Source organism: Streptomyces sp. NPDC001513 (assembly GCF_042894695.1).
In the GTDB taxonomy this organism is placed as follows: domain Bacteria; phylum Actinomycetota; class Actinomycetes; order Streptomycetales; family Streptomycetaceae; genus Streptomyces.
In genome coordinates this window covers 299,833-322,425 of record NZ_JBIAVU010000006.1, presented here as the reverse complement: position 1 = coordinate 322,425, position 22,593 = coordinate 299,833, and the positions used below count along the sequence as shown (strand labels likewise).

The 22,593-nt window shown below is 68.6% G+C and carries 31 protein-coding genes; 2 read left to right on the top strand and 29 right to left on the bottom strand.

What is annotated here, in order from left to right; translation table 11 throughout:
• Position 1: 1 nt before the first annotated feature.
• From rpmD to rfbB, 29 genes are all read right to left on the bottom strand, one after another.
• Positions 2 to 184, bottom strand: a complete 183-nt coding sequence (gene rpmD, locus ACFYZ4_RS16170) for a 50S ribosomal protein L30 (RefSeq protein ID WP_112447741.1) — start codon at positions 182 to 184, stop codon at positions 2 to 4.
• On the bottom strand, positions 184 to 786 hold the full coding sequence (gene rpsE / locus ACFYZ4_RS16165) for a 30S ribosomal protein S5 (RefSeq protein WP_053682615.1): 603 nt from the start codon (positions 784 to 786) through the stop codon (positions 184 to 186). The genes rpmD and rpsE overlap by 1 nt, the downstream gene beginning before the upstream one ends.
• 45 nt (positions 787 to 831) lie before the next feature.
• A complete protein-coding gene (rplR, locus tag ACFYZ4_RS16160; RefSeq protein ID WP_008739696.1) occupies positions 832 to 1,215 on the bottom strand; it encodes a 50S ribosomal protein L18 in 384 nt (127 codons plus the stop codon).
• A 2-nt stretch (positions 1,216 to 1,217) separates the two neighbouring features.
• Positions 1,218 to 1,757 (bottom strand): 50S ribosomal protein L6, encoded by a 540-nt coding sequence (rplF, locus tag ACFYZ4_RS16155; protein WP_030388858.1) that lies wholly within the window; start codon positions 1,755 to 1,757, stop codon positions 1,218 to 1,220.
• Positions 1,758 to 1,777: 20 nt separating this feature from the next.
• Positions 1,778 to 2,176, bottom strand: a complete 399-nt coding sequence (gene rpsH, locus ACFYZ4_RS16150) for a 30S ribosomal protein S8 (protein WP_007265911.1) — start codon at positions 2,174 to 2,176, stop codon at positions 1,778 to 1,780.
• Positions 2,177 to 2,399: 223 nt separating this feature from the next.
• Complete coding sequence (locus ACFYZ4_RS16145) at positions 2,400 to 2,585, bottom strand: type Z 30S ribosomal protein S14 (RefSeq protein WP_003956452.1); 186 nt, start codon at positions 2,583 to 2,585, stop codon at positions 2,400 to 2,402.
• 5 nt (positions 2,586 to 2,590) lie between these two features.
• Positions 2,591 to 3,142, bottom strand: a complete 552-nt coding sequence (gene rplE / locus ACFYZ4_RS16140; RefSeq protein WP_030388859.1) for a 50S ribosomal protein L5 — start codon at positions 3,140 to 3,142, stop codon at positions 2,591 to 2,593.
• Entirely contained in the window at positions 3,142 to 3,453 is a 312-nt protein-coding gene (gene rplX / locus ACFYZ4_RS16135; protein ID WP_030008468.1) for a 50S ribosomal protein L24, read from the bottom strand. Before rplX ends, rplE begins: the two co-directional genes overlap by 1 nt.
• A 2-nt stretch (positions 3,454 to 3,455) precedes the next feature.
• Positions 3,456 to 3,824 (bottom strand): 50S ribosomal protein L14, encoded by a 369-nt coding sequence (gene rplN, locus ACFYZ4_RS16130; protein ID WP_008739701.1) that lies wholly within the window; start codon positions 3,822 to 3,824, stop codon positions 3,456 to 3,458.
• 106 nt (positions 3,825 to 3,930) lie between these two features.
• The gene (rpsQ, locus tag ACFYZ4_RS16125) at positions 3,931 to 4,212 is read right to left on the bottom strand and encodes a 30S ribosomal protein S17 (RefSeq protein WP_030008467.1); all 282 of its coding nucleotides are present in this window, start codon (positions 4,210 to 4,212) and stop codon (positions 3,931 to 3,933) included.
• Positions 4,212 to 4,436, bottom strand: a complete 225-nt coding sequence (rpmC, locus tag ACFYZ4_RS16120; RefSeq protein WP_008739703.1) for a 50S ribosomal protein L29 — start codon at positions 4,434 to 4,436, stop codon at positions 4,212 to 4,214. Before rpmC ends, rpsQ begins: the two co-directional genes overlap by 1 nt.
• Positions 4,436 to 4,855 carry a 50S ribosomal protein L16 gene (gene rplP, locus ACFYZ4_RS16115; protein ID WP_008739704.1) on the bottom strand — a complete coding sequence of 140 codons (420 nt, stop codon included), beginning with the start codon at positions 4,853 to 4,855 and terminating at the stop codon, positions 4,436 to 4,438. Before rplP ends, rpmC begins: the two co-directional genes overlap by 1 nt.
• A 5-nt stretch (positions 4,856 to 4,860) precedes the next feature.
• Positions 4,861 to 5,703 (bottom strand): 30S ribosomal protein S3, encoded by an 843-nt coding sequence (gene rpsC, locus ACFYZ4_RS16110; protein WP_030230639.1) that lies wholly within the window; start codon positions 5,701 to 5,703, stop codon positions 4,861 to 4,863.
• The gene (rplV, locus tag ACFYZ4_RS16105; RefSeq protein ID WP_037792011.1) at positions 5,703 to 6,050 is read right to left on the bottom strand and encodes a 50S ribosomal protein L22; all 348 of its coding nucleotides are present in this window, start codon (positions 6,048 to 6,050) and stop codon (positions 5,703 to 5,705) included. The genes rpsC and rplV overlap by 1 nt, the downstream gene beginning before the upstream one ends.
• Positions 6,051 to 6,093: 43 nt before the next feature.
• Positions 6,094 to 6,375: a 30S ribosomal protein S19 gene (rpsS, locus tag ACFYZ4_RS16100; protein WP_008739713.1), complete on the bottom strand. Its 282-nt coding sequence runs from the start codon at positions 6,373 to 6,375 to the stop codon at positions 6,094 to 6,096.
• A gap of 12 nt (positions 6,376 to 6,387) precedes the next feature.
• Positions 6,388 to 7,224 carry a 50S ribosomal protein L2 gene (rplB, locus tag ACFYZ4_RS16095; protein ID WP_008739715.1) on the bottom strand — a complete coding sequence of 279 codons (837 nt, stop codon included), beginning with the start codon at positions 7,222 to 7,224 and terminating at the stop codon, positions 6,388 to 6,390.
• A gap of 39 nt (positions 7,225 to 7,263) precedes the next feature.
• Complete coding sequence (gene rplW, locus ACFYZ4_RS16090) at positions 7,264 to 7,587, bottom strand: 50S ribosomal protein L23 (protein ID WP_030154694.1); 324 nt, start codon at positions 7,585 to 7,587, stop codon at positions 7,264 to 7,266.
• Complete coding sequence (gene rplD / locus ACFYZ4_RS16085) at positions 7,587 to 8,237, bottom strand: 50S ribosomal protein L4 (protein ID WP_031146574.1); 651 nt, start codon at positions 8,235 to 8,237, stop codon at positions 7,587 to 7,589. Before rplD ends, rplW begins: the two co-directional genes overlap by 1 nt.
• Positions 8,238 to 8,241: 4 nt before the next feature.
• Complete coding sequence (rplC, locus tag ACFYZ4_RS16080) at positions 8,242 to 8,886, bottom strand: 50S ribosomal protein L3 (protein WP_215015311.1); 645 nt, start codon at positions 8,884 to 8,886, stop codon at positions 8,242 to 8,244.
• A 14-nt stretch (positions 8,887 to 8,900) separates the two neighbouring features.
• Positions 8,901 to 9,209, bottom strand: coding sequence for a 30S ribosomal protein S10 (gene rpsJ, locus ACFYZ4_RS16075; protein ID WP_003948644.1), 309 nt, complete (start codon positions 9,207 to 9,209; stop codon positions 8,901 to 8,903).
• A 467-nt stretch (positions 9,210 to 9,676) separates the two neighbouring features.
• Positions 9,677 to 10,777 carry a hypothetical protein gene (locus tag ACFYZ4_RS16070; protein ID WP_351290782.1) on the bottom strand — a complete coding sequence of 367 codons (1,101 nt, stop codon included), beginning with the start codon at positions 10,775 to 10,777 and terminating at the stop codon, positions 9,677 to 9,679.
• 103 nt (positions 10,778 to 10,880) lie between these two features.
• Positions 10,881 to 13,487, bottom strand: a complete 2,607-nt coding sequence (locus ACFYZ4_RS16065; protein ID WP_390784169.1) for a peptidoglycan recognition protein — start codon at positions 13,485 to 13,487, stop codon at positions 10,881 to 10,883.
• 193 nt (positions 13,488 to 13,680) lie between these two features.
• Positions 13,681 to 15,540 (bottom strand): hypothetical protein, encoded by a 1,860-nt coding sequence (locus ACFYZ4_RS16060; protein ID WP_384347472.1) that lies wholly within the window; start codon positions 15,538 to 15,540, stop codon positions 13,681 to 13,683.
• Positions 15,541 to 15,556: 16 nt separating this feature from the next.
• Complete coding sequence (locus tag ACFYZ4_RS16055; protein ID WP_351290788.1) at positions 15,557 to 16,456, bottom strand: glycosyltransferase; 900 nt, start codon at positions 16,454 to 16,456, stop codon at positions 15,557 to 15,559.
• Positions 16,457 to 16,462: 6 nt separating this feature from the next.
• Positions 16,463 to 16,912, bottom strand: a complete 450-nt coding sequence (locus ACFYZ4_RS16050; RefSeq protein WP_390784168.1) for a DUF2304 domain-containing protein — start codon at positions 16,910 to 16,912, stop codon at positions 16,463 to 16,465.
• The gene (locus tag ACFYZ4_RS16045) at positions 16,909 to 17,598 is read right to left on the bottom strand and encodes a glycosyltransferase family 2 protein (protein WP_351290792.1); all 690 of its coding nucleotides are present in this window, start codon (positions 17,596 to 17,598) and stop codon (positions 16,909 to 16,911) included. The genes ACFYZ4_RS16050 and ACFYZ4_RS16045 overlap by 4 nt, the downstream gene beginning before the upstream one ends.
• 68 nt (positions 17,599 to 17,666) lie before the next feature.
• Positions 17,667 to 19,001 (bottom strand): lipopolysaccharide biosynthesis protein, encoded by a 1,335-nt coding sequence (locus ACFYZ4_RS16040; protein WP_384347463.1) that lies wholly within the window; start codon positions 18,999 to 19,001, stop codon positions 17,667 to 17,669.
• Complete coding sequence (gene rfbD / locus ACFYZ4_RS16035) at positions 18,998 to 19,918, bottom strand: dTDP-4-dehydrorhamnose reductase (protein ID WP_351290796.1); 921 nt, start codon at positions 19,916 to 19,918, stop codon at positions 18,998 to 19,000. Before rfbD ends, ACFYZ4_RS16040 begins: the two co-directional genes overlap by 4 nt.
• Complete coding sequence (gene rfbB / locus ACFYZ4_RS16030) at positions 19,915 to 20,892, bottom strand: dTDP-glucose 4,6-dehydratase (RefSeq protein ID WP_351290798.1); 978 nt, start codon at positions 20,890 to 20,892, stop codon at positions 19,915 to 19,917. The genes rfbD and rfbB overlap by 4 nt, the downstream gene beginning before the upstream one ends.
• A gap of 81 nt (positions 20,893 to 20,973) precedes the next feature.
• On the opposite strand from rfbB, the gene rfbA reads away from it, so the two are divergent.
• Both rfbA and rfbC read left to right on the top strand, forming a co-directional pair.
• Positions 20,974 to 21,849 carry a glucose-1-phosphate thymidylyltransferase RfbA gene (gene rfbA, locus ACFYZ4_RS16025; protein ID WP_351290800.1) on the top strand — a complete coding sequence of 292 codons (876 nt, stop codon included), beginning with the start codon at positions 20,974 to 20,976 and terminating at the stop codon, positions 21,847 to 21,849.
• The gene (gene rfbC / locus ACFYZ4_RS16020) at positions 21,846 to 22,445 is read left to right on the top strand and encodes a dTDP-4-dehydrorhamnose 3,5-epimerase (protein ID WP_351290802.1); all 600 of its coding nucleotides are present in this window, start codon (positions 21,846 to 21,848) and stop codon (positions 22,443 to 22,445) included. The genes rfbA and rfbC overlap by 4 nt, the downstream gene beginning before the upstream one ends.
• Positions 22,446 to 22,593 lie beyond the last annotated feature (148 nt).

Sequence of the window (22,593 nt, the reverse complement as noted above, 5' to 3'; positions counted from 1 at the left end):
GTTAGTCAACCTCCTCAACCGTCACGAGGTGGCGGACGGTGTGCACCATTCCGCGGAACTCGGGGCGGTCCTCCTTGACGACGACGTCGTTCAGGCGCTTGAGCCCGAGCGAACGCAGCGTGTCGCGGTGGTTCTGCTTGCTGCCGATGTACGACTTGATCTGCGTGACCTTGAGGCGAGCCATTACGCACCCGCCCCAGCACGTGCACGAAGCAGAGCCGCGGGGGCGACGTCCTCGAGGGGCAGACCACGGCGAGCCGCGATCTCCTCGGGACGCTGCAGGCCCTTGAGGGCCGCCACGGTCGCGTGCACGATGTTGATCGCGTTGGAAGAGCCGAGCGACTTCGACAGGATGTCGTGAACGCCGGCGCACTCCAGAACGGCGCGCACCGGGCCACCGGCGATAACACCGGTACCGGGGGAAGCCGGCTTCAGGAGCACGACGCCCGCGGCACGCTCGCCCGTGATCGGGTGAGGGATGGTGCCCTGGATGCGCGGAACCTTGAAGAAGTTCTTCTTCGCTTCCTCGACACCCTTGGCGATGGCCGCGGGAACTTCCTTGGCCTTGCCGTAACCGACACCTACAGTGCCGTCACCGTCGCCCACCACGACCAGCGCGGTGAAGCTGAAGCGGCGACCACCCTTGACAACCTTGGCGACGCGGTTGATCGCGACAACGCGCTCAACGTAAGCGGTCTTCTCGGCGGCAGGGCCACCGTCGCGACCCTTCCGGTCCCGCCGCTCGCCGCCACCGGCACCGCTTCCGCGGCGCTGGGGTCCAGCCATTGGATTACCTCTCTCTGTTACGTCCGTGAGTCCCGGAACCGGGGCTTAGAACTTCAGCCCGGCTTCGCGGGCGGCGTCAGCCAGAGCGGCAATGCGCCCGGCGTATCGGTTGCCACCGCGGTCAAAGACAACGGTCTCGACGCCGGCAGCCTTCGCACGCTCGGCCACGAGCGCGCCGACGGCCTGGGCCTGGGCGCTCTTGTCGCCTTCGCCACCGCGGATCGAGGTGTCCAGGGTCGACGCGGACGCCAGGGTGTGACCCTGGAGGTCGTCGATGACCTGAGCAACGATGTTGCGGTTGGAACGCGTCACGACGAGGCGCGGACGCTCCGCCGTACCCGACACGTTCTTGCGAATGCGGATGTGGCGGCGAGCCTTGGCAGCGCGCTTGTACGCGTCGCCCTTGGCGATCTTCACACCGTATGCCATGGCTACTTACCAGCCTTTCCGACCTTGCGGCGGATGACTTCGCCGGCGTACTTGACACCCTTGGCCTTGTACGGGTCGGGCTTCCGCAGCTTGCGGATGTTGGCGGCGACCTCGCCGACCTTCTGCTTGTCGATGCCCTCGACCGAGAACTTGGTCGGCGACTCGACCTTGAAGGAGATGCCCTCGGGCGCCTCCACCAGGATCGGGTGGCTGTAACCCAGCTGGAACTCCAGGTTGGAGCCCTTCGCCAGGACACGGTAACCGACACCGCTGATCTCGAGAGCCTTGACGTATCCCGTGGTCACACCGGTGATCATGTTCGCCACCAGCGTGCGGGACAGGCCGTGCAGGGCCTTGTTCTGACGCTCGTCGTTGGGACGGGTGACGTTGAGAACGCCGTCCTCGCCCTTAACAACGGCGATGGGAGCCTTGACGGTGTGGGAAAGGGAACCCTTGGGGCCCTTCACCGCGACCGTGCTGCCATCGATGGTGACGTCCACACCGGCGGGAACCTGGATGGGGAGCTTGCCGATTCGCGACATTGCTTTTCCTCCGTTCCCGACTACCAGACGTAGGCGAGGACTTCCCCACCTACGCCCTTCTTGCCTGCCTGCTGGCCGGTGAGGAGACCGTGGGACGTGGAGATGATCGCCACGCCCAGGCCGCCGAGCACCTTGGGCAGGTTGGTGGACTTCGCGTACACGCGCAGACCGGGCTTCGAGATCCGCTTGATGCCCGCAATGGAGCGCTCGCGGTTCGGCCCGAACTTCAGCTCGAGGACGAGGTTCTTGCCGACCTCGGCGTCCTCGACCTTCCAGCCGGTGATGAAACCCTCCTGCTTGAGGATCTCTGCGATGTGCGACTTGATCTTGCTGTGCGGCATCACGACGGTGTCGTGGTACGCCGAGTTAGCGTTACGCAGACGCGTGAGCATGTCTGCGATCGGGTCAGTCATGGTCATGAAGTGGCCTTCGGCCTCTCTCGCCGGGGTTTCCTGTATGCGCCATCCCTCTCCCCACTCAGTGGCGGGACGGGTGCGGTGCGGGGACCTACGGCGTAGTAAGTCGTTATGGGCGGCGGACGCCCAACCACACAAGCCTAAGGCATGCGCGGCCGGGCACCCACCGTCCAGATGCTTACCGAGAGTGCCTGGTACAGCCCAAGTCCTTGCGGACGAGGGTGATTTACCAGGAGCTCTTGGTCACGCCCGGCAGCTCGCCACGGTGAGCCATCTCACGAAGGCAGACGCGGCACAGGCCGAACTTGCGGTACACGGAGTGGGGGCGACCGCAGCGCTGGCAGCGGGTGTACGCACGCACACCGAACTTGGGCTTGCGGGCAGCCTTCGCGATGAGAGCCTTCTTCGCCATCTCGCTTACGCCTCCTTGAAGGGGAAGCCGAGGTGACGAAGGAGGGCACGGCCCTCGTCGTCGTTGGTCGCCGTGGTAACCACGGTGATGTCCATACCCCGGGTACGGTCGATCTTGTCCTGGTCGATCTCGTGGAACATGACCTGCTCCGTGAGACCGAAGGTGTAGTTGCCACGGCCGTCGAACTGCTTCGGCGACAGACCACGGAAGTCACGGATACGCGGCAGCGCGAGCGACAGCGTACGGTCCAGGAACTCCCACATGCGGTCACCACGGAGGGTGACGTGGCAGCCGATCGGCTGACCCTCGCGCAGCTTGAACTGCGCGATGGACTTCCGGGCCTTCGTGACGGCCGGCTTCTGGCCGGTGATCGTCGTCAGGTCCTTGATGGCGCCGTCGATCAGCTTGGAGTCGCGGGCGGCGTCGCCCACACCCATGTTGACCACGATCTTCACGAGGCCGGGGATCTGCATGACGTTCTCGTACGAGAACTCCTCACGCAGCTTGCCCGCGATGTCCTCGCGGTACTTCGTCTTGAGACGCGGAGTGGTAGCCATCAGATGTCCTCACCCGTCCGCTTGGCAACGCGGATCTTGTTGCCCTCGTCGTCGAAGCGGTAGCCGACGCGGGTGACGACCTTCTTGCCGTCCTTCTCCACAACCAGCTGAACGTTGCTGACGTGGACCGGGGCCTCGGTGATCACAATGCCACCGGCCTGGTTCTGCGCAGCCTTGGTGTGCTTCTTGACCCGGTTGACACCCTCGACGAGGACGCGGTTGTCGGCGGGGAAGGCGACGATGACCTTGCCCTGCTTGCCCTTGTCCTTACCGGTGATGACCTGAACCAGGTCGCCCTTCTTGATCTTCATGCTTACAGCACCTCCGGCGCGAGCGAGATGATCTTCATGAACTTCTTCTCGCGCAGCTCACGGCCCACCGGGCCGAAGATACGGGTGCCGCGAGGGTCGCCGTCGTTCTTCAGAATGACGGCGGCGTTCTCGTCAAAGCGGATGTACGAGCCGTCCTGGCGGCGACGCTCCTTGACGGTGCGAACGATGACCGCCTTGACGACGTCACCCTTCTTCACGTTGCCACCGGGGATCGCGTCCTTGACGGTGGCGACGATGACGTCACCGATGCCCGCGTAGCGGCGACCGGAACCACCGAGAACACGGATGCAAAGGATTTCCTTGGCACCAGTGTTGTCGGCGATACGCAGTCGCGACTCCTGCTGGATCACGTGTATCTCCTGTTTGTCTGCCGGTTCCCGGCGGGGGCTTCACTCCGGAGAGCGTCGCCCCCACCGAGCCTGGCGGAACGAATCCGGGGGAAACCCCCCGGACGAATTACTTGGCCTTCTCGAGGATCTCGACGATGCGCCAGCGCTTGCTCGCCGACAGCGGACGCGTCTCCATGATGAGGACGCGGTCGCCGACGCCGGCAGCGTTCTGCTCGTCGTGAGCCTTGAGCTTGTTCGTACGGCGGATGACCTTGCCGTACAGGGCGTGCTTGACGCGGTCCTCGACGGCGACGACGACGGTCTTGTCCATCTTGTCGCTGACGACCAGACCCTCACGGGTCTTGCGGAAACCGCGCTCGGTCTTCTCAGTCACGTTGTTCTCGCTCATCAGGCGCTCTCCACCGTCTCGATACCGAGCTCACGCTCGTGCATCAGGGTGTAGATGCGAGCGATGTCCTTACGGACGGACTTGAGCCGGCCGTTGTTCTCCAGCTGACCCGTGGCCGCCTGGAAGCGGAGCTTGAACAGCTCCTCCTTGGCCTCGCGCAGCTTGCCAACGAGCTCCTCGTTGCCGAGCTCACGCAGCTCGGACGCCTTGGTTCCCGTCGCCATCACGACTCACCTGCCTCGCGCCGAACAATCCGGCACTTCATCGGAAGCTTGTGAGCAGCGCGGGTGAGCGCCTCACGAGCAATCTTCTCGTTCGGGTAGGACAGCTCGAACATGACCCGGCCCGGGTGCACGTTGGCGATCCACCACTCGGGAGAACCCTTACCGGAACCCATGCGGGTTTCGGCCGGCTTCTTCGTCAGCGGGCGGTCCGGGTAGATGTTGATCCAGACCTTGCCGCCACGCTTGATGTGGCGGGTCATCGCAATACGAGCCGCCTCGATCTGGCGGTTCGTCACGTACGCCGGGGTCAGCGCCTGGATGCCGTACTCGCCGAACGTGACCTCAGTACCGCCCTTGGCCATACCGCTGCGCTTCGGGTGGTGCTGCTTGCGGTGCTTGACCCTACGAGGGATCAGCATGTCGGTCAGGCCTCCGTTCCGGTGCTCTCGGCCGGAGCGGCGGCGGGAGCGTCGGCCTTGGGGGCCTCGACACCAGCAGCCTGCTGCGGCTTGCGGCCACCACGGCCGCCGCGCTCGCCACCACGGCCACCACGGCCGGCGGGACGGTCGCCAGCGCCCTGCGCGCCACGGGCCGGGCGGTTACCCGCACGGGCCGCAGCGTTCTCGGCGCGAACCTCGGCGATGTTCTTGACGTCGCCCTTGTAGATCCAGACCTTCACACCGATACGGCCGAAGGTGGTCTTGGCCTCGAAGAAGCCGTAGTCCACGTTCGCGCGGAGGGTGTGCAGCGGCACACGGCCTTCGCGGTAGAACTCGGAGCGGGACATCTCGGCGCCGCCGAGACGGCCGCCACACTGGATCTTGATGCCCTTGGCGCCGGCCTTCATCGTGCCCTGCATGCTCTTACGCATGGCGCGACGGAAGGAGACGCGGGAGGAAAGCTGCTCGGCAACGGCCTGGGCAACCAGCTGAGCGTCAAGCTCGGGGTTCTTGACCTCGAGGATGTTCAGCTGGACCTGCTTGCCCGTGAGCTTCTCGAGGTCACCGCGGATGCGGTCGGCCTCGGCGCCACGGCGGCCGATGACGATGCCCGGACGAGCGGTGTGGATGTCCACACGCACGCGGTCACGGGTGCGCTCGATCTCAACCTTCGAGATGCCGGCGCGCTCCATGCCGGACGTCATCATCCGACGGATGGCGACGTCTTCCTTGACGTAGTCCTTGTACAGCTTGTCGGCGTACCAACGCGACTTGAAGTCGGTGGTGATGCCGAGCCGGAACCCGTGCGGGTTTACCTTCTGGCCCATTACCGGGAACCTTCCTTGCTGCTGACGACCACGGTGATGTGGCTGGTCCGCTTGCGGATCCGGTAGGCACGGCCCTGCGCACGCGGACGGAACCGCTTCAGGGTCGGGCCCTCGTCCACGAACGCCTCGCTGATGACCAGCGTGGAGGCGTCCGGGTGGTTGTAGTTGTGTGCGGCATTGGCAATGGCGCTGTCCAGCACCTTGCCAACCGGCACGCTCGCGGCCTGCGGGGCGAAACGCAGGACCGCCTGAGCCTCCGTGGCATCCATGCCACGGATAAGGTCCACCACTCGGCGGGCCTTCATGGGCGTGACGCGGATGTACCGCGCCTGGGCCCTGGCTTCCATGGTTGTCCCTTCGGTGTAAGTCATAGTCGTAACCACCCCGCCTTTAGCGGCGCTTCGACTTCCGGTCGTCCTTGACGTGGCCGCGGAAGGTGCGAGTCGGCGAGAACTCGCCGAGCTTGTGGCCGACCATCGACTCGGTGACGAACACCGGGACGTGGGTCTTGCCGTTGTGCACCGCGATGGTGTGACCCAGCATGCTGGGGATGATCATCGAGCGACGGGACCAGGTCTTGATGACGTTCTTGGTGCCGGCTTCGTTCTGGACGTCCACCTTCTTTACGAGGTGGTCGTCGACGAAGGGCCCCTTCTTGAGACTGCGCGGCATCTAAACCCGCTCCTAGCGCTTCTTGTTCGTCTTGCGGCGGCGGACGATGTACTTGCTCGAAGCCTTCTTCGGCGAGCGAGTACGACCCTCCTTCTGACCCCACGGGGAGACCGGGTGGCGACCACCACTGGTCTTGCCCTCACCACCACCGTGCGGGTGGTCAACCGGGTTCATCGCGACACCGCGGACGGACGGGCGAACGCCCTTCCAGCGCATGCGGCCGGCCTTGCCCCAGTTGATGTTCGACTGCTCGGCGTTGCCGACCTCACCGACGGTCGCGCGGCAGCGCGCGTCGACCAGGCGGATCTCACCGGAAGGCATACGAAGGTGGGCCATCGTGCCCTCCTTCGCCAGCAGCTGCACGGAGGCACCCGCGGAACGGGCGAACTTGGCGCCACCACCGGGACGGAGCTCGATCGCGTGGATCGTGGTACCGACCGGGATGTTGCGGAGGGCCAGGTTGTTGCCGGGCTTGATGTCGGCCGTGGGGCCGTTCTCAATCCGGTCGCCCTGCTTCAGAGCCTTCGGCGCGATGATGTAGCGCTTCTCGCCGTCCGCGTAGTGCAGGAGCGCGATGCGCGCAGTGCGGTTGGGGTCGTACTCGATGTGCGCGACCTTGGCCGGCACGCCGTCCTTGTCGTGACGACGGAAGTCGATCACGCGGTAGGCGCGCTTGTGTCCACCACCCTGGTGGCGAACGGTGATCCGACCGGTGTTGTTACGGCCGCCCTTGCTGTGCAGGGGGCGAACCAGCGACTTCTCCGGCGTGGACCGCGTGATCTCGACAAAGTCGGCGACGCTGGAGCCACGACGGCCCGGGGTCGTCGGCTTGTACTTGCGGATACCCATTTCTCAGTCCTCGTCCGATTCCGGACGACTAGACCTCCGTTAGGAGGCCTGGCCGCCGAAGATGTCGATTCGGTCGCCCTCAGCGAGGGTCACGATGGCGCGCTTGGTGTCAGCGCGCTTGCCGAAACCGGTCTTGGTGCGCTTGCGCTTACCCTGACGGTTGATCGTGTTGACCCCGGTGACCTTGACCCCGAAGACCGCTTCCACGGCCTGCTTGATCTGGGTCTTGTTGGAGCCGGGCGCGACGATGAACGTGTACTTGTTCTCGTCCAGCAGCGCGTAGCTCTTCTCCGAGACAACCGGCTTGATCAGCAGGTCGCGCGGGTCAGTGAAGGTCTTGCTGGTAACGGTCGCCTCAGACATCAGGCGTCGCTCCCTTCGGTCTCATCGGCCTTGGGGCCAGACACGAAGGACTCGAAAGCGGCCTGAGTGAAGACCACGTCGTCAGAGACGATCACGTCGTACGTGTTCAGCTGGCCCGGCTCCAGGATGTGAACCTGGGGCAGGTTGCGGGCGGACAGCCACGCGGCCTCGTCGGCGCGGTCGACGACCAGGAGCAGGTTCTTGCGCTCCGAGATCTTGCCGAACAGCGTCTTGGCGGCCTTCGTGGAGGCGGCACCCTCGACCACGCCGGTGACGACGTGGATGCGGGAGTGACGCGCACGGTCCGAGAGGGCACCGCGGAGAGCGGCGGCCTTCATCTTCTTGGGGGTCCGCTGGGAGTAGTCACGCGGCTGCGGGCCGTGGACAACGCCACCGCCGACGAACTGCGGTGCACGGGTCGAACCCTGGCGCGCGCGGCCGGTGCCCTTCTGGCGGTACGGCTTGCGGCCACCACCACGGACTTCGCCACGACGCTTGGTCTTGTGCGTGCCCTGACGGGCAGCAGCCAGCTGAGCGACAACGACCTGGTGGATCAGCGGAACGCTGGTCTTCGCGTCGAAGATCTCCGCGGGGAGCTCGACGGTACCGGCCTTGTCGCCTGCCGGCGAAAGGATGTCAATGGTGCTCATTACCTCAAGCCCCCTTGGCCGCGGTACGGACCAGGACGAGGCCGCCGTTCGGACCGGGGACCGCACCCTTGATGAGGAGCAGACCCTTCTCCGCGTCAACCGCGTGGATGGTCAGGTTCTGGGTGGTGACACGCTCGTTACCCATGCGACCGGCCATGCGCATGCCCTTGAAGACACGCCCAGGGGTGGCGCAGCCACCGATCGAACCGGGGGAGCGGTGCTTGCGCTGGACACCGTGACCGGCGCCGAGGCCCTTGAAGTTGTGACGCTTCATGACACCGGCGAAGCCCTTGCCCTTGCTGTTGCCCGTGACGTCAACCTTGACGCCCGACTCGAACACAGCGGCGGTGATCTCCTGGCCGAGCGTGTACTCGCTGGCGTCGGAGGTGCGGAGCTCCACCAGGTGGCGGCGGGGGGTCACGTCGGCCTTGGCGAAGTGGCCCTTGAGGGGCTTGTTCACCTTGCGCGGGTCGATCTCGCCGAAGGCGATCTGGACCGACTCGTAGCCGTCGATGTCGTTCTTACGGACCTGGGTAACGACGCAGGGTCCGGCCTTGACCACGGTCACCGGGACGACACGGTTGTTCTCGTCCCAGACCTGGGTCATGCCGAGCTTCTCGCCCAGGACGCCCTTGATCTGCTTTGCCATCTTCTCGACGCCTCTCAGAGCTTGATCTCGATGTCAACGCCGGCCGGAAGGTCCAGGCGCATCAGCGAGTCAACGGTCTTGGGGGTCGGGTCGAGGATGTCGATCAGGCGCTTGTGCGTGCGCATCTCGAAGTGCTCGCGCGAGTCCTTGTACTTGTGCGGCGACTTGATGACGCAGTACACGTTCTTCTCAGTGGGCAGCGGCACCGGGCCCGCGACCGACGCACCAGTGCGCGTCACCGTCTCGACGATCTTCTTCGCCGAGGAATCGATGACCTCGTGGTCGTAGGCCTTGAGCCGGATGCGGATCTTCTGTCCCGCCATGGCTACTCCGTAGTCCTGTCTGTATGTGGAAACGCTCTGGCCCTCGGTCGGCTGTGGATCCCTCCACCGCTTCTCTCCGACCCACGCGGTCGGGCGTGTCGCACTCCCTCTACAGAAAATTCCCATACGGAAATTCCCTCGTCCAAGGGGGTGCGGTCCCTGTGACCGCGTTTCGGGGGAGAAACACCCACCGAGTGCCTGGTGGGCACCGTGCTGACGCTTCCCAGAAGATTCCCGTACGTCCGTCCCCATTGCTGCCCCGAGAGGCAGATTAAGGACGACGAGTACTGTGGGACTCGCTTCCGGTCCTCCCGGCGGGAGGCGCGCAGCATCGGCACTCAGCCGAGCAACTTGAGTAGTCTGCCATACGAGGCACGTACCTGGCCAATCGGGCCGAAGAGAATACCCCGCCACGCTGAGTGGTCAAACTGCACCACGCACATCGCCCGGCGGGGCCTCTCCCCCGGTCAGGAGCGTGTGACCGTCCCGCACCCTTCGCCCTGGATGTCCCTGCTGCGGTCGTACGGGTCCACTGCGGGACCGCTGGGCGCCGGCCCGGCCGGGGCCTCCCGCGGGAAGTCCGGGTGGAGGAAGCCGTCTGCGGTGTCGCACTCGACGTTCGACCACTCCGAGGCGTACTTGTTCAGCTGGAGCCTGCCCCGGGTGGCCTCCCAGCGCGCCGGGTCGAGCAGGCTCAGGGTGACCTGCCGGCGCACGATGGTGCGCTGCACGCTCGTGCCGCCGTTCGTCATGGGGTGGACGAAGGTGTAGTCGGTCACCACGCGCAGTTCCCCGGGGTCCCCCGCCTCCGCGCGCATGCTCCCGCGCACCTTGACGACGTCGCCGACCGGCTTGACCTTCGCCTGGTCGAAGCGGGTGAAGAGCATCACCGGGGTGTTCTCCGCGGTGGGCTTGGCCAGGGACTGCTCCAGCCGCTGCGGGACCTCCGGCTGCTTGGGGTCCAGGATCGCCAGGGCGGCGGCCGGGCGCTCCCCGCGCAGCGTGGCCGGGTCGAGACTGGTCGCGATCAGGAACTGCCTGGTCTTCTCCAGGGCGTCCGCGACCTGCTGCTGGGACATGCCCCCGACGGCCGTGGCCGCGGGGACCTCGATGCCGGCGGCCCCGTCGGCCCACTGGAGGGCCGGAGAGCCGCGGAAAGGTTCCTGCAGGGTCGGCTGGTCGGGCGCGGTGGACGGCGGCGGGGCGGTCGGCCGTCCGGACTCCCCGGGCAGCGGAGCGGCGTTCCGGGCCTCCTGGCGGGCCTCCGTCCTGCCGGTGATCCGGTCGATCACCAGCTCGGGCCGTACGGCGATCAGCGCGAGCCCGGCGACGCCGAGGACGGCCAGGGCGGCCCCCAGCCGCCCGGGGCGCCGGCGCTCCCGCCGTACGGGCCCGGTCCGCCAGCCCGGCGGCTCCTGCCCCTGCGTGGCGCGCAGCCGCTCGGTCACCATCCTGGCCCGGGCGGAGGGCTCCGTCGGGGCGTTCCCCGCGCCCCGGGCGGCCTGCTCCATGAACCGGGCCAGCTCCTCGTCGGAGATGCCGGCCCTGTCGTCCTCGTTCTTCCCCATGTCCCCTGTCTCCCCTGTTTCCGTTCCCGGCCCCGGCATGCGTGAGGGGCCCCGCACCTTGCGGTGTGGAGCCCCTCACCTGCGAAAAGGCGCGTTCACGCCACTAGCTGAAGTACCCCGTGATGTCCGCGATGAGATCCACGGATCCGCTGTTGTTGTAGAAGCTGACCTTGCCGTCCACCACCGGGACGACCACCAGGTTGGGGATCGTCAGGCCAGCCGTGACGTTCAGGTTCGAGGCGCTGGAGCGCGTCGTGCCGCTCGGGAAGACCGACACGTAGCTCGCCTCGGTCGGGTTGGTCGCCGTCACGTTCAGCACCACGGCCTTGATCCCGGTGGCCGGGATGCCGCTGACGCCCGCCACGGGCAGCGTGACCACGTCGCCCCCGGTGACCGGGCCCTTCCGGACGCCGAGGCCGGTGCGGGTGTCCATCAGCCGCTTCGGGCCGAGGTTCGCGTGCACGGCGCCCTCGGCACTGTCCGAGAAGTAGCCGGTGATGTCCGCGATCAGGTCGACGTTGCCCTGGTTGTTGTAGAAGCTGACCTTGCCGTCCACCACCGGGACGACCACCAGGTTGGGGATCGTCTGGCCCGGGGTGAAGTTCAGGTTCGAGGCGCTGGAGCGGGTCGTACCGCTCGGGAAGACCGACACGTAGCTCGGCTGCGTCGGGTTGGTCGCCGTCACGTTCAGCACCACGGCCTTGACGCCGGTGGCCGGGATGCCGTCGACGCCCGCCACGGGCAGGGTGACCACGCCGGCGGTGCCGACCGGGCCGGCCGGAACGCCGAGGCCGGTACGGGTGTCCATCAGCCGCTTCGGGCCGAAGTTGGTCTGCGTGGCGCCCTCACCCTCGGAGGTGAAGTAGCCGGTGACGTCCGCGATCAGGTCGACGTTGCCCTGGTTGTTGTAGAAGCTGACCTTGCCGTCCACCACCGGGACGACCACCAGGTTGGGGATCGTCTGGCCCGGGGTGAAGTTCAGGTTCGAGGCACTGGAGCGGGTCGTACCGCTCGGGTACACCGACACGAAGCTCGGCTGCGTCGGGTTGGTCGCGGTCACGTTCAGCACCACCGCGGTGGGCGTGCCACCGGTGGCGGCGGCCACCGGCAGGGTGACCACGCCGGCGGTGCCCACGGGGCCGGAGCGGACGCCCAGGCCGGTACGGGTGTCCATCAGGCGCTTCGGCGCGAGGGGGACGAACTTGGCGCCCTTGACGTCCGCTTCGACCGTGACCGCGAGGCTCGTGGAGACCTTGCCGTTCGCGGCAGTCGCGCGGACCCGGACCTCGTGCTTGCCGTTGGTCACGACCACGGTCGCCTTGCGGGTGGTGCCGTCGGTGACGGCGGTGGCCTCACCGTCCACCAGCAGCTCGAACTTGTTCAGCGCGCCGCTGGCCGTGCTGGTGGTCCAGTCGACCGTCAGGGCCGCGCCGCCCGGGTAGGTGGCTCCCGGCACGGCCGGCGCCCCGTTCACCGAGGCTAGCTTCAGCTGGGCCGCAGGGCCCGTCTGGCGGAGCGCCTCCAGCTGCGGGTAGAGGGAGTTGCCCGGGCACTGGGTGTTGAAGCCGTCCCGGTGGCCCGAGAGCGACTTGAACTCGTACTGCTGCCCGGCGGTGTAGCTCTTGCCGAAGAAGTTCTTCTGGGTGGCGCCGGCGGTCAGCGTCGCCGTGCCGTTCATGTCGCCGTCGTACTGGCCGAGCTTGTACGCGGCGACCTTGGAGACGGCTTCGAGCGCGGCGGGCGAGGCCCCCGCGTCCGTGTAGTCACCGAGGATCGAGACGCTCGTCGACTCGGAGTTCCAGCCGTAGGTGTGCGCGCCCTGGACGGGCTGGTCCACGCCGCCCTGACGGCCCTCGAAGACCGTGCCGCACTTGTCGACGAGGAAGTTGTAGCCGAGGTCGCGCCACTTCTCGATCTCCACGTGGTACTTGTGGATGCTCCGGACGATGGCAGCGGACTCGGAGCACTCGTACGGCGTGGTGGCGGCGGTGTGGTGGACGAAGACCGCCTTGATCTTCGCTCCGGCGAGGTAGATCGGGCCCTCGTTGTTCAGGGACTCGTCCGCGCCCCACTGCACGCGCGAGACCACGTCCGGCCGCGGGGCGGTCGACTCCGGTCCCGGCGTGGTCGGCGGGGCCTGCGGGGTCGGCACGGGGTCGGCCGCGGGGAGGGCGAAGGCGGCCGGACCGAGGCCCAGGTTGCCCTTCTTCTTCGCCTTCGCGCCGCCGGCACCCGGGTCGACCAGGTTCAGTTCCATGCCGGCGGGCAGCTCGGCGCCGCCGGACACCCGTACCTCGGCTCCGTCGGACGGACCGACCCAGACCGGCTCGGTGGCTCCGCGCAGCCCGGGGCGCTTGCCGTCGAGACCGGACTCGGCCTGCTCCAGCTCGACCCACTTCGACCACTTGCCGGTGTCGGCGTCGCGGGTGCGGGCCTCGATCTTCCCCTTGACCTCGGCCTCGGGGTCGCTCCAGGAGACGCCGAGGAGTCCGAAGGGCTCGGTGCCCTGCTGGGAGAGGACGGCCTCGCCCCTGCCCTTGGGCTTCAGTGCGAGCCGGTGCAGTTCGCCCTCGACCGGCCCCTTCTCACGGGCGCGGGTGCTGTAGGGCGACACCTCTCCCCCGTCGGAGGCACCCGTTCCGCTGGCGACGCCCTGGATGCCGAGAACCGCCACGACCCCGAGCGCGGCGGCCAGAGCCGTCCCGCGCACACGACCTATTTTCAAGTTTTCCGTCCCCGCCCCTGTGGTGATGCCAGAAGTAATGCCTGACCGGGCGGATGCTACTGGCCGCCCGCGTCGGCGTGATCACGGGGGTCGGTATCGGGCGAACAGGGGTGCGGATACGCGAGGACCCCCGGTCCGCGGCGAACTGCGGGACGGGGGTCCTCGGTTGGGACGAAGGCTACTTGTTCGCCTTCTCCCGCTCCTTCTGCGCCTCTTCTTCCTTCTTCAGCTCCGACGCCGGCGCCTTGCGCCCGCAGACGGCCTGCCAGTTCAGCGGACCGATGCCACCGCACCAGATCTCGCCGTCGTCGGCGTTCTGCTTCCACTCGTTCGTGACGATGTCCGCGCACTTCTTCTTGTCCGGCGCGAAGCGCGGGCAGGTGCCGTCGGCCTTCTTGATGGTGTGGGCCCGCCAGGCGTCGATGCCCATCGTCATGTTGTCGGACTGCGGCATGTACCGGTTGACCGACCAGGACGCGCCCATCGTGGCGAACAGCGCGATCGCGCACACCATGCCGGCCGCGAGCTGCGCGACGACCCGTCGGGGCACGACGCGGGCGGCCGGGGCCGCGCCGCTCGGCCGCAGGGTGCGCTCGGCCCAGCCGGAGCTCCGGTTCACCACGGCCATCATGCCGAGGACGGCCAGGATCATCAGGCAGTACATGATGATCCAGGTGGTGCGCGGGAAGAGCTGCACGGCCTTGTCGTGCGCCATGTGCGAGGCGAACCAGAAGCGGGCCAGCCAGGCGCCGGCCAGCGTGGCGGCGGCGGTCAGGACCATGATGTTGCGCAGCGCCAGGCCGACGCCCAGGCCCACGGCAAACAGCAGCAGCAGCGCGAAGCCGCTCTGGCCCGCCATCTCGCCGGCCACCGGCCAGGTCTGGTACTCCAGCTTGCCGGAGCGGTCGGACACCCAGCCCAGGACGTACGCCGGGTCGACGTACGCGGCCAGGAAGGCGTAGCGGTCCGGGGTCTGGGAGCCGAGCCGGGCCATCTGGTAGATCAGCGGGGCGCCCACGATGCCGGCCGTCAGCAGGGTGGCGCCGACGAACGCGGCGGTCCGCTTGACCACCGCCTTGCCGGCCCGCCACGGGAAGATGCACAGGGCCAGCATGAACACGCCGGGCGCGGCCCACACGTACCAGCCGGAGTACCAGAGGAAGACCACGCCGAAGACGAGGCCGAGGACGGCTCCCTGGAGCAGCACCCGGCGCAGCGGCCGCTCGCCGGCACGGCGCATCTCGCGCAGCGTGTAGCCGAGCAGCGGCAGCAGGACGAGCATGCTGGCGTGGCTGTACGGGCGGATCGGGTCCATGAAGAGGATGGCCGAGGGCACGGCGATCAGCAGCGCCCAGAACGGCCGGAGCAGCAGCCGCCAGGCCAGGTACGTCATCGGGCCCGCGATCGCGGTGAAGAAGATCTGGAAGTCCTTGAGGGCGAACCCGGTGCCGCCGGCGCCGTCGTAGCGGAGCTTCGCCCAGACGGCCATCAGGCCGGGGAAGAGCGGCGGGTAGATGCCCGACGGGCCCTCGCCGTGCAGGAAGGAGTTGGCCATGGCGATCAGGGCGCTCGGGTCGCCCTCCTGGCCGCCGAGGCCCCAGGGCGTACCGCGCAGGGCGACGACGACGCCGCCCGCCAGCACGCCGGTGGCGAGGCCGGCCAGGGCGGCGCACACCAGGCGCTTGACCAGCTGGTGGCGGCCGAGGTTGCCGCGGTAGGCGGTGTAGAGCAGGACCGCGAGCAGGGGCAGGCCGAGCACGGCCGCGTACATCTGGAGCTTGGCGAGGCCGCTGACCTGACCGACGCGGACGAGCGGGTTCACGCTGATGTGCGTGCTCAGGAGCGTGAACCCGAGGGCTGCCACCAGACTGACGACGACCTCGGCCAGGGCCTGCACCCACCGCCGGGACAGCCACGCCTCGCTCCGCGAGGGGGACAAGCGGCTCGTGCCTTGGGCCGGTTCGGCAGGCCGCTGCGCCGGAGCGCCGGCCTCACCGACCTCCTCGGGGGCCAGGTGTGTCATCTCAGTCCGTTTCATGGTGGGCGGAGTCGGCTCAGTTCTGGCCGGAGGTGAAGGCGTGCTTCGCCAGCGTACGAGCGCCCTCCTTGTGTCCGCGGCGCAGGGCTCCGGGGAGCATCGTCAGCGCGTGCAGACGGGAGGCGCTGTGGAAGCGGGCCGCGCGGGCCGCCTTCGGCCAGCCCCGGGCGTCCATGCGCGCGGCGACCGCGGAGAAGTACCGCTCGGCCTCGGCGAAGCGGGTTCCGGAGAAGGCCTGCACCGAGGACTCGCTGACCGCGTGGCGGCGGTACTGGAACACGGTGGCGGAGTTGTCGATGACCATCTCCTGGCCGTCTTCGAGCAGGTCGACGACGAGCGCGAGGTCCTGGATCACCGAGTAGTCGTCGCGGAAGTTCACCTTGCGCAGGGCCTCGCCGCGCCAGGCGATCGACGGGAAGTAGAGCCAGTTGCCGCGCAGCACGCTGGCGGCCAGCTCCTCGCCGGCCATCAGCCGGCGGCCCTTGACCTGCGGTGCGTACAGCCGCTTCTTGGTGTTGTCCGCCAGGCCCGCCGTCACCTTGCCGTCGCCGTCGATAACCTCGACGCCGGGCTGGACCATGCCGATGCCCGGCCGGGCTCCGACGATCCCGCGCACGGTCTCCAGGTAGTGCGGGTGCAGCAGGTCGTCGCAGCCCATGATGACGACGTAGTCGGCCTCGGACAGCCGCACGCACTTCTGGAAGTTCTTGGTGATGCCGAGGTTCTGCTCGTTGCGCGTGTAGTGGACGCGGTCGTCACCGAGCTGTGCGAACCAGCCGGGTACGTCGGGCTCCTTGCCGTCGTCGATCACGACGAGGCGGAAGTCCCGGTCCGTCTGCGCCAGGACGCTGCGGACGGCGTCCTGCATCAGCTGCACGTCCCCGTAGTAGGGGAGCATGAAGTCGAAGGTCACCATGCTGGTTCAGGCCTTCACGGAGTCGGAGCCGGCGCCGGCCTCGGCCTCGGCCTTGGAGCCGGCGGCGGATTCCGGGGTCGCCTGCGCGACGACGGTGTCCGGGCCCAGGCGCTCGTCGTTGTGCCGGACGCCCTCGTTGATGGCCACCGTCCGGGCGAGGTCGGTGATCTTCTTCTCCAGGGAGCGGAAGCGCAGGAAGGTGTTGAGCGTGAGGAAGCCCATCGCGAGCACCATCACGTACAGCACCAGGTCGGTGCCGCGGCCGACGCCGAGCTGCTGGGCGAGCCAGGTGACGTCGGTCGGGCGGAGCACCGCGTAGACGTTGACGATGACGAAGGCCGAGAACGCGATGCGCTTCCACGCCCGGTTCTTCGCCTGGCCCCAGGTCCGGATGAACATCAGGGCCATCGACACCGAGCCGACGATCAGGACCAGCTGGATCCAGAAGTACTTCATCGACGCCCACGCTCCCGCAGCGAAATGTCAAAAAGGATGTTGACGCCGTTGATCAGGGACTGACCCTTGGCGCGTGAGTAGTCGGTGTAGAGGATGTCCACCGGCACCTCGGTGACGCGCAGCGTGGAGCCGGCGAGGAAGCCGACGAGCTCGGACGCGTGGGCCATGCCGTTCATGGTGATGTTCAGCTGCTCGGCGGCCTCCCGGCCCAGCACGCGCAGACCGTTGTGCGCGTCGGTGAGCTTGAGCTTGCGCGCGGTCGGGCTGACGGCGGCGGCCGTGCGCAGCACGACCTGCTTGATCCACGGCACCTGGCCGTTCTGCTCGATGAAGCGGGAGCCGAGCACGACGTCGGCCTCGTCGCGGCGGAGCACGCCGACCATCGTCTCGACGTCCTTGGTCTGGTGCTGACCGTCGGCGTCGAAGGTGGCGAAGTAGCGGGCGCCGGGCTGGGCGAGCGCGTAGGTGAGGCCGGTCTGCAGGGCAGCGCCCTGGCCGAGGTTGACCGGGTGGCGCACCAGGTGGGCGCCGGTGGTGGCTATGTGCTTGGCCGAGTCGTCGGTGCTGCCGTCGTCGACGACGACGATGTTGGGGAACGTCTTGCGGGCCCCCTCGACCACGTCGGCGATCACCTGGCCCTCGTTATAGGCCGGTATGACCAGCCAGACATCGTCGTATTGGGACACGGTAGCTCCAGCGGGATGTGGCACAAACGAGTGCTCGGTGATCGGTGTGACGTCGTGGGGCGGCATGGTCATTTCCCGACCGCTCCCACGCCCGGGGTGCCGGTGTCGGCCAGCTGCCGGGGGCCTTCACCGGCTGCGGCGGCGGCTCCGGGGAAGCTCAGCCTGAGGGCTGCCAGCATAGCGAGGACGGTGGCGGTCGAACCGAGGGCGTAGGCGACGATCACGCGCACGGCCACGTCGCCCGGTATCAGAGTGATGCCCACCAGGACCGCCGTGCCGAGGGCCCAGGAGAGCAGCTGCAGGTTGTGCCGCTTGAATACCATGAGCGCCTGTCCGAGGACCATCGCGAACATGTACGCCGCGGTGCCCGCGGACAGCAGGAAGAAGTCGAAGTTGCCCAGCACCGGGTCCTCGGTGCCGAAGAGCACCTCGATGAGCCAGGGGCCGAGGACCGTGGCCGGTACGCCGCCGAGCAGTCCGAGGGCGGCGACGACCATGGCGATCCGGCGCAGCATCGCCCAGAACGCCACCCGGTCGCCGGCCGTGAACGCGGCGGTGAGGCCGCTGAGCAGCGAGGCCTGGAGCGAGCCGAAGACGAAGAGCGGCACCCGCGCGAGCACGGTCGCGCTCATCAGCGCCGCGATCAGCGCGCTGTCGGAGGGGGCCAGCAGCTTGGTGCTCATGACGGCCGCGTTGACGACCACCTGGGACAGCAGGGTCGCGCAGACGAGCAGGCCGAGGCCGCTGCACAGGTCGCGCCAGGCGATCGGTTCGCCGGGGCCGACCGCGCGCAGCAGCGCGGGCAGGGTGACCAGCGTCGCGATGACCGGCGCGAGCGCCAGGATGAGGCTGAAGGCGAGCGCCGAGTGCAGGCCGAGCAGGGCGCAGCCGAAGGCCAGCACGATGCGCAGGCCGCCGTCGACGGCGAGTTGGGTGCCGTACGCGCCGAACAGGCCGAGGCCGGCCAGGACACCGCGGGTGAGGTAGCACAGGGCCATGCCGGCGAAGGCGCTGCCGAGCGCCGCCACCAGGGCGCGGTCCCCGTGGAACAGCAGGTCGGCGATGGATCCGGCGCCGAGGACGAGGACGAGGAGGGTCGCGCCGAGGATGCCCGCGGTGAGCAGGCCGGCCCGGCGCAGCACCGGGGCGGCGCCCTGGCCGAGGACCACACGGGCGGAGACGATCCGGGTGAGTTCCTGCTCCATCGGGAAGAAGATGCCGATGCCGATGGACATCACGATCGTCCACAGCACCGAGACGTTCGCGTAGCCCGAGTCGGACAGGCTGTGGCCGGCCACGCCCAGGTGGGCGTAGGAGGCCGCGCCGAGCACGACGGTGCCGCCGGCCACCGCGACGGTGCCCGGCGGCAGCGCCGCGCTCAACTTGTTCAGCAGGGCTTTCATCCCGCGGCGCCGTCCCGGGCCTGTGCGGCCAGCGCGGCGAAGCCGGGCGTGGCCAGGGCCTCGGCCAGCTGTTCGCGCCAGTCGGCGAGCGGGGCCAGTCCGGCCTCGTCCCAGCGGTCGTGCGCGAGCACGCTGAAGGCGGGACGGACGGCGGGGCGGACGAAGGCCTCGGAGGTGGTCGGCCGGATCCGCTCGGGGTCGAGCCCGCCGAGGCGGTAGGTCTCGCGGGCGAGCCCCATCCAGGTGGTCCGGCCGCTCGCGGTGCCGTGGTAGATCCCGCCCATGGCCTGGCCCTTCAGGGCGGCCTGGCCGAGCTCGACGAGCCGGCGGGCCAGCGCGTAGGACCAGGTGGGCTGGCCGTGCTGGTCGTCGACGACGTCGAGGGTGTCCCGCTGGGCGGCCAGCTTCAGCATGGTGGCGACGAAGTTGGGGCCGTGCTCGCCGTACAGCCAGGCGGTGCGGACCACGTAGCCGTCCTGCGGCAGCAGTTCGGTCACGGCCTGCTCGCCGACCAGCTTGGAGCGGCCGTACGCGTTCACGGGCCCGGTGGCGGTGTCCTCGCGGTAGGGCTCCGAGGCGTCGCCGGGCAGCACGTAGTCGGTGGAGACGTGCAGCAGGCGCACGTGGGCGTCGGCGCAGGCCTCGGCGAGGACGCGCACGCCGGTGCCGTTGACGGCGGTGGCGGCTTCCTCGGCGGTCTCGGCGCCGTCCACGTCGGTCCAGGCGGCGCAGTTCACGACCACGGTGACGCCCTCGACCGCGGCCCGGACGGCGGCCGGGTCGGTGATGTCGAGGTCGGCGCGGCGCAGGCCCACGGCGTCGATCCCGGAGGCCTTCAGTACGGCCAGGACGTCCTGGCCGAGCATCCCGGCGGCGCCGGTGACGAGCCAGCGCCCGGCTCGCGGGTTCGTCTTCACTTCTGCAGGGCCGCCTTCGCCTTCAGCGGCTCCCACCAGGCGCGGTTCTCGCGGTACCAGTCGATGGTGGCCTTGATGCCGTCCTCGAAGGTGACCTGCGGGGCGTAGCCCAGCTCGGCGCCGATCTTGCTGATGTCGATGGAGTAGCGGAGGTCGTGGCCCTTGCGGTCCTCGACCTGCTCGACCATCTCCCAGCCGAGGCCGGCGGCCTCCAGCAGGACGCCGGTGAGCTCCTTGTTGGTGAGCTCGGTGCCGCCGCCGATGTTGTAGACCTCGCCGGCGCGGCCCTTGCGCATGGCCAGGTCGATGCCGCGGCAGTGGTCGGAGACGTGCAGCCAGTCGCGGACGTTGCCGCCGTTGCCGTACAGCGGGACCTTCTTGCCGTCCATCAGGTTCGAGACGAACAGCGGGATGACCTTCTCCGGGAACTGGTAGTGCCCGTAGTTGTTGGAGCAGCGGGTGACCACCACGTCCATGCCGTGGGTGCGGTGGTAGGCCAGCGCCAGCAGGTCGGACGACGCCTTGGAGGCGGAGTACGGGGAGTTGGGCACCAGCGGCCACTCCTCCGTCCACGAGCCCTCGCCGATCGAGCCGTAGACCTCGTCGGTGGAGATGTGGACGAAGCGGCCGACGCCGTGCTTGCGCGCGGAGTCGAGGAGGACCTGCGTGCCGACGACGTTGGTCATCACGAAGGGGCCCGCGCCGGCGATGGAGCGGTCCACGTGGGACTCGGCGGCGAAGTGCACGACGACGTCGTGGCCGGCCATCACCTGGTCGACGGCCTCGGCGTCGCAGATGTCGCCCTTGACGAAGGTGTATCCGGGGTGATCCGCGACCGGAGCGAGGTTGGCCTCGACGCCCGAGTAGGTCAGCTTGTCGAAGACAGTGATCTGCGCCGTGGCATCTGCACCGAGCTGCTGGCGGACGAATTCTGAACCGATGAAGCCGGCGCCGCCGGTCACGAGGATGCGCATAATACGAAGAGTCTAGCGGCCTGCCGAACGTCACATTCCCTTGGCTCGGCTCCCCCGCACGCTCTCGCATAGGGTTCACCCATGCGTGGAATCCTTTTGGCCGGTGGCACCGGATCGCGACTCTGGCCGTTGACCCGGGCCGTCTCGAAGCAGTTGCTGCCCGTCTTCGACAAGCCGATGATCTATTACCCCCTCTCCACCCTGGTGATGGCGGGCATCAGCGAAATCCTGATCATCACCACCCCCGAAGACCGCGACCAGTTCGAGCGGCTGCTCGGCGACGGTTCGCAGTTCGGCCTGCGGCTGGAGTACGCCGTCCAGGAGCGCCCGGAGGGCATCGCCCAGGCCTTCGTCCTCGGCGCCGACTTCATCGGTGACGAGTCCGTCGCGCTGATCCTCGGCGACAACATCTTCCACGGCAGTGGCCTCGGCACCCGCCTCGCCCAGCACACCGGCGCCAAGGGCGGCCGCGTGTTCGCGTACCCGGTGGCGGACCCCACCGCGTACGGCGTGGTCGAGTTCGACGAGAACGGCCAGGCCATCTCCATCGAGGAGAAGCCGGAGAAGCCCAAGTCCCGCTACGCGGTCCCGGGTCTCTACTTCTACGACAACCAGGTCGTCGAGATCGCCCGCGGCCTGAAGCCCAGCGCCCGCGGCGAGCTGGAGATCACCGCCGTCAACGACGCGTACCTCCAGGCCGGCGAGCTGAACGTCACCATCCTCGACCGCGGTACCGCCTGGCTCGACACCGGCACCTTCGTGTCGATGGTCCAGGCCTCCGAGTTCGTCCGCGTGATCGAGGAGCGCCAGGGCTTCAAGATCGGTTGCATCGAGGAGGCGGCCTGGCGGGCCGGCCTGATCGACTCGACGCAGCTGCGCGCGCTCGCCGAGCCCCTCACCAAGAGCGGCTACGGCAACTACCTGTTGACGCTGCTCGACGAGGAGGACGCCCGATGAAGTTCCGCGAACTCTCCATAGCGGGTGCCTTCGAGGTCACCCCGCAGCTGCACGGCGACCCGCGCGGCCTGTTCACCGAGTGGTACCGCTTCGACCGGCTGGCCGAGGTCGTCGGGCACCCGCTGAACCTGGCGCAGGCGAACCTCTCGGTCTCCTCCGCGGGCGTGGTCCGCGGCATCCACTTCGCCGACGTGCCGCGCGGCCAGGCCAAGTACGTGACCTGCGTACGCGGCGCCGTGCTCGACGTCATCGTCGACCTGCGGGTCGGCTCCCCCACCTTCGGCAAGTGGGAAGGCGTCCGCCTGGACGACGTGGACCGCCGCGCGGTCTACATCCCCGAGGGCCTGGGGCACGGCTTCTGCGCGCTGAGCGACGACGCCACGCTCTCGTACCTCTGCTCGGAGGCGTACAACCCGACCGGCGAGCACTCGGTCCACCCCCTCGACCCCGACCTGGGCATCGAGTGGCCGGCGGACGTCCCGCAGCTGTCCGCCCGCGACGAGGCCGCCCCGTCGCTGGCCGAGGCGATCGAGACCGGGCTGCTGCCCGACCACGCCGCCTGCCTGGAGTTCACCGAGTCCCTGCGCGTGAACTGACCCACCGCACGTACGAGAGAGGGGCGCCCCCCCGCCCGGGGGGGGGGCCGCCCCGCCCCCCGGCCCCCCCCCGGGCCCCCCCCGCCCCCGCCCCCCCCCCCCCCCCCCGGGCGCGGGGGCGGGGGCCCTACCGGGAACCAGGTGGCCC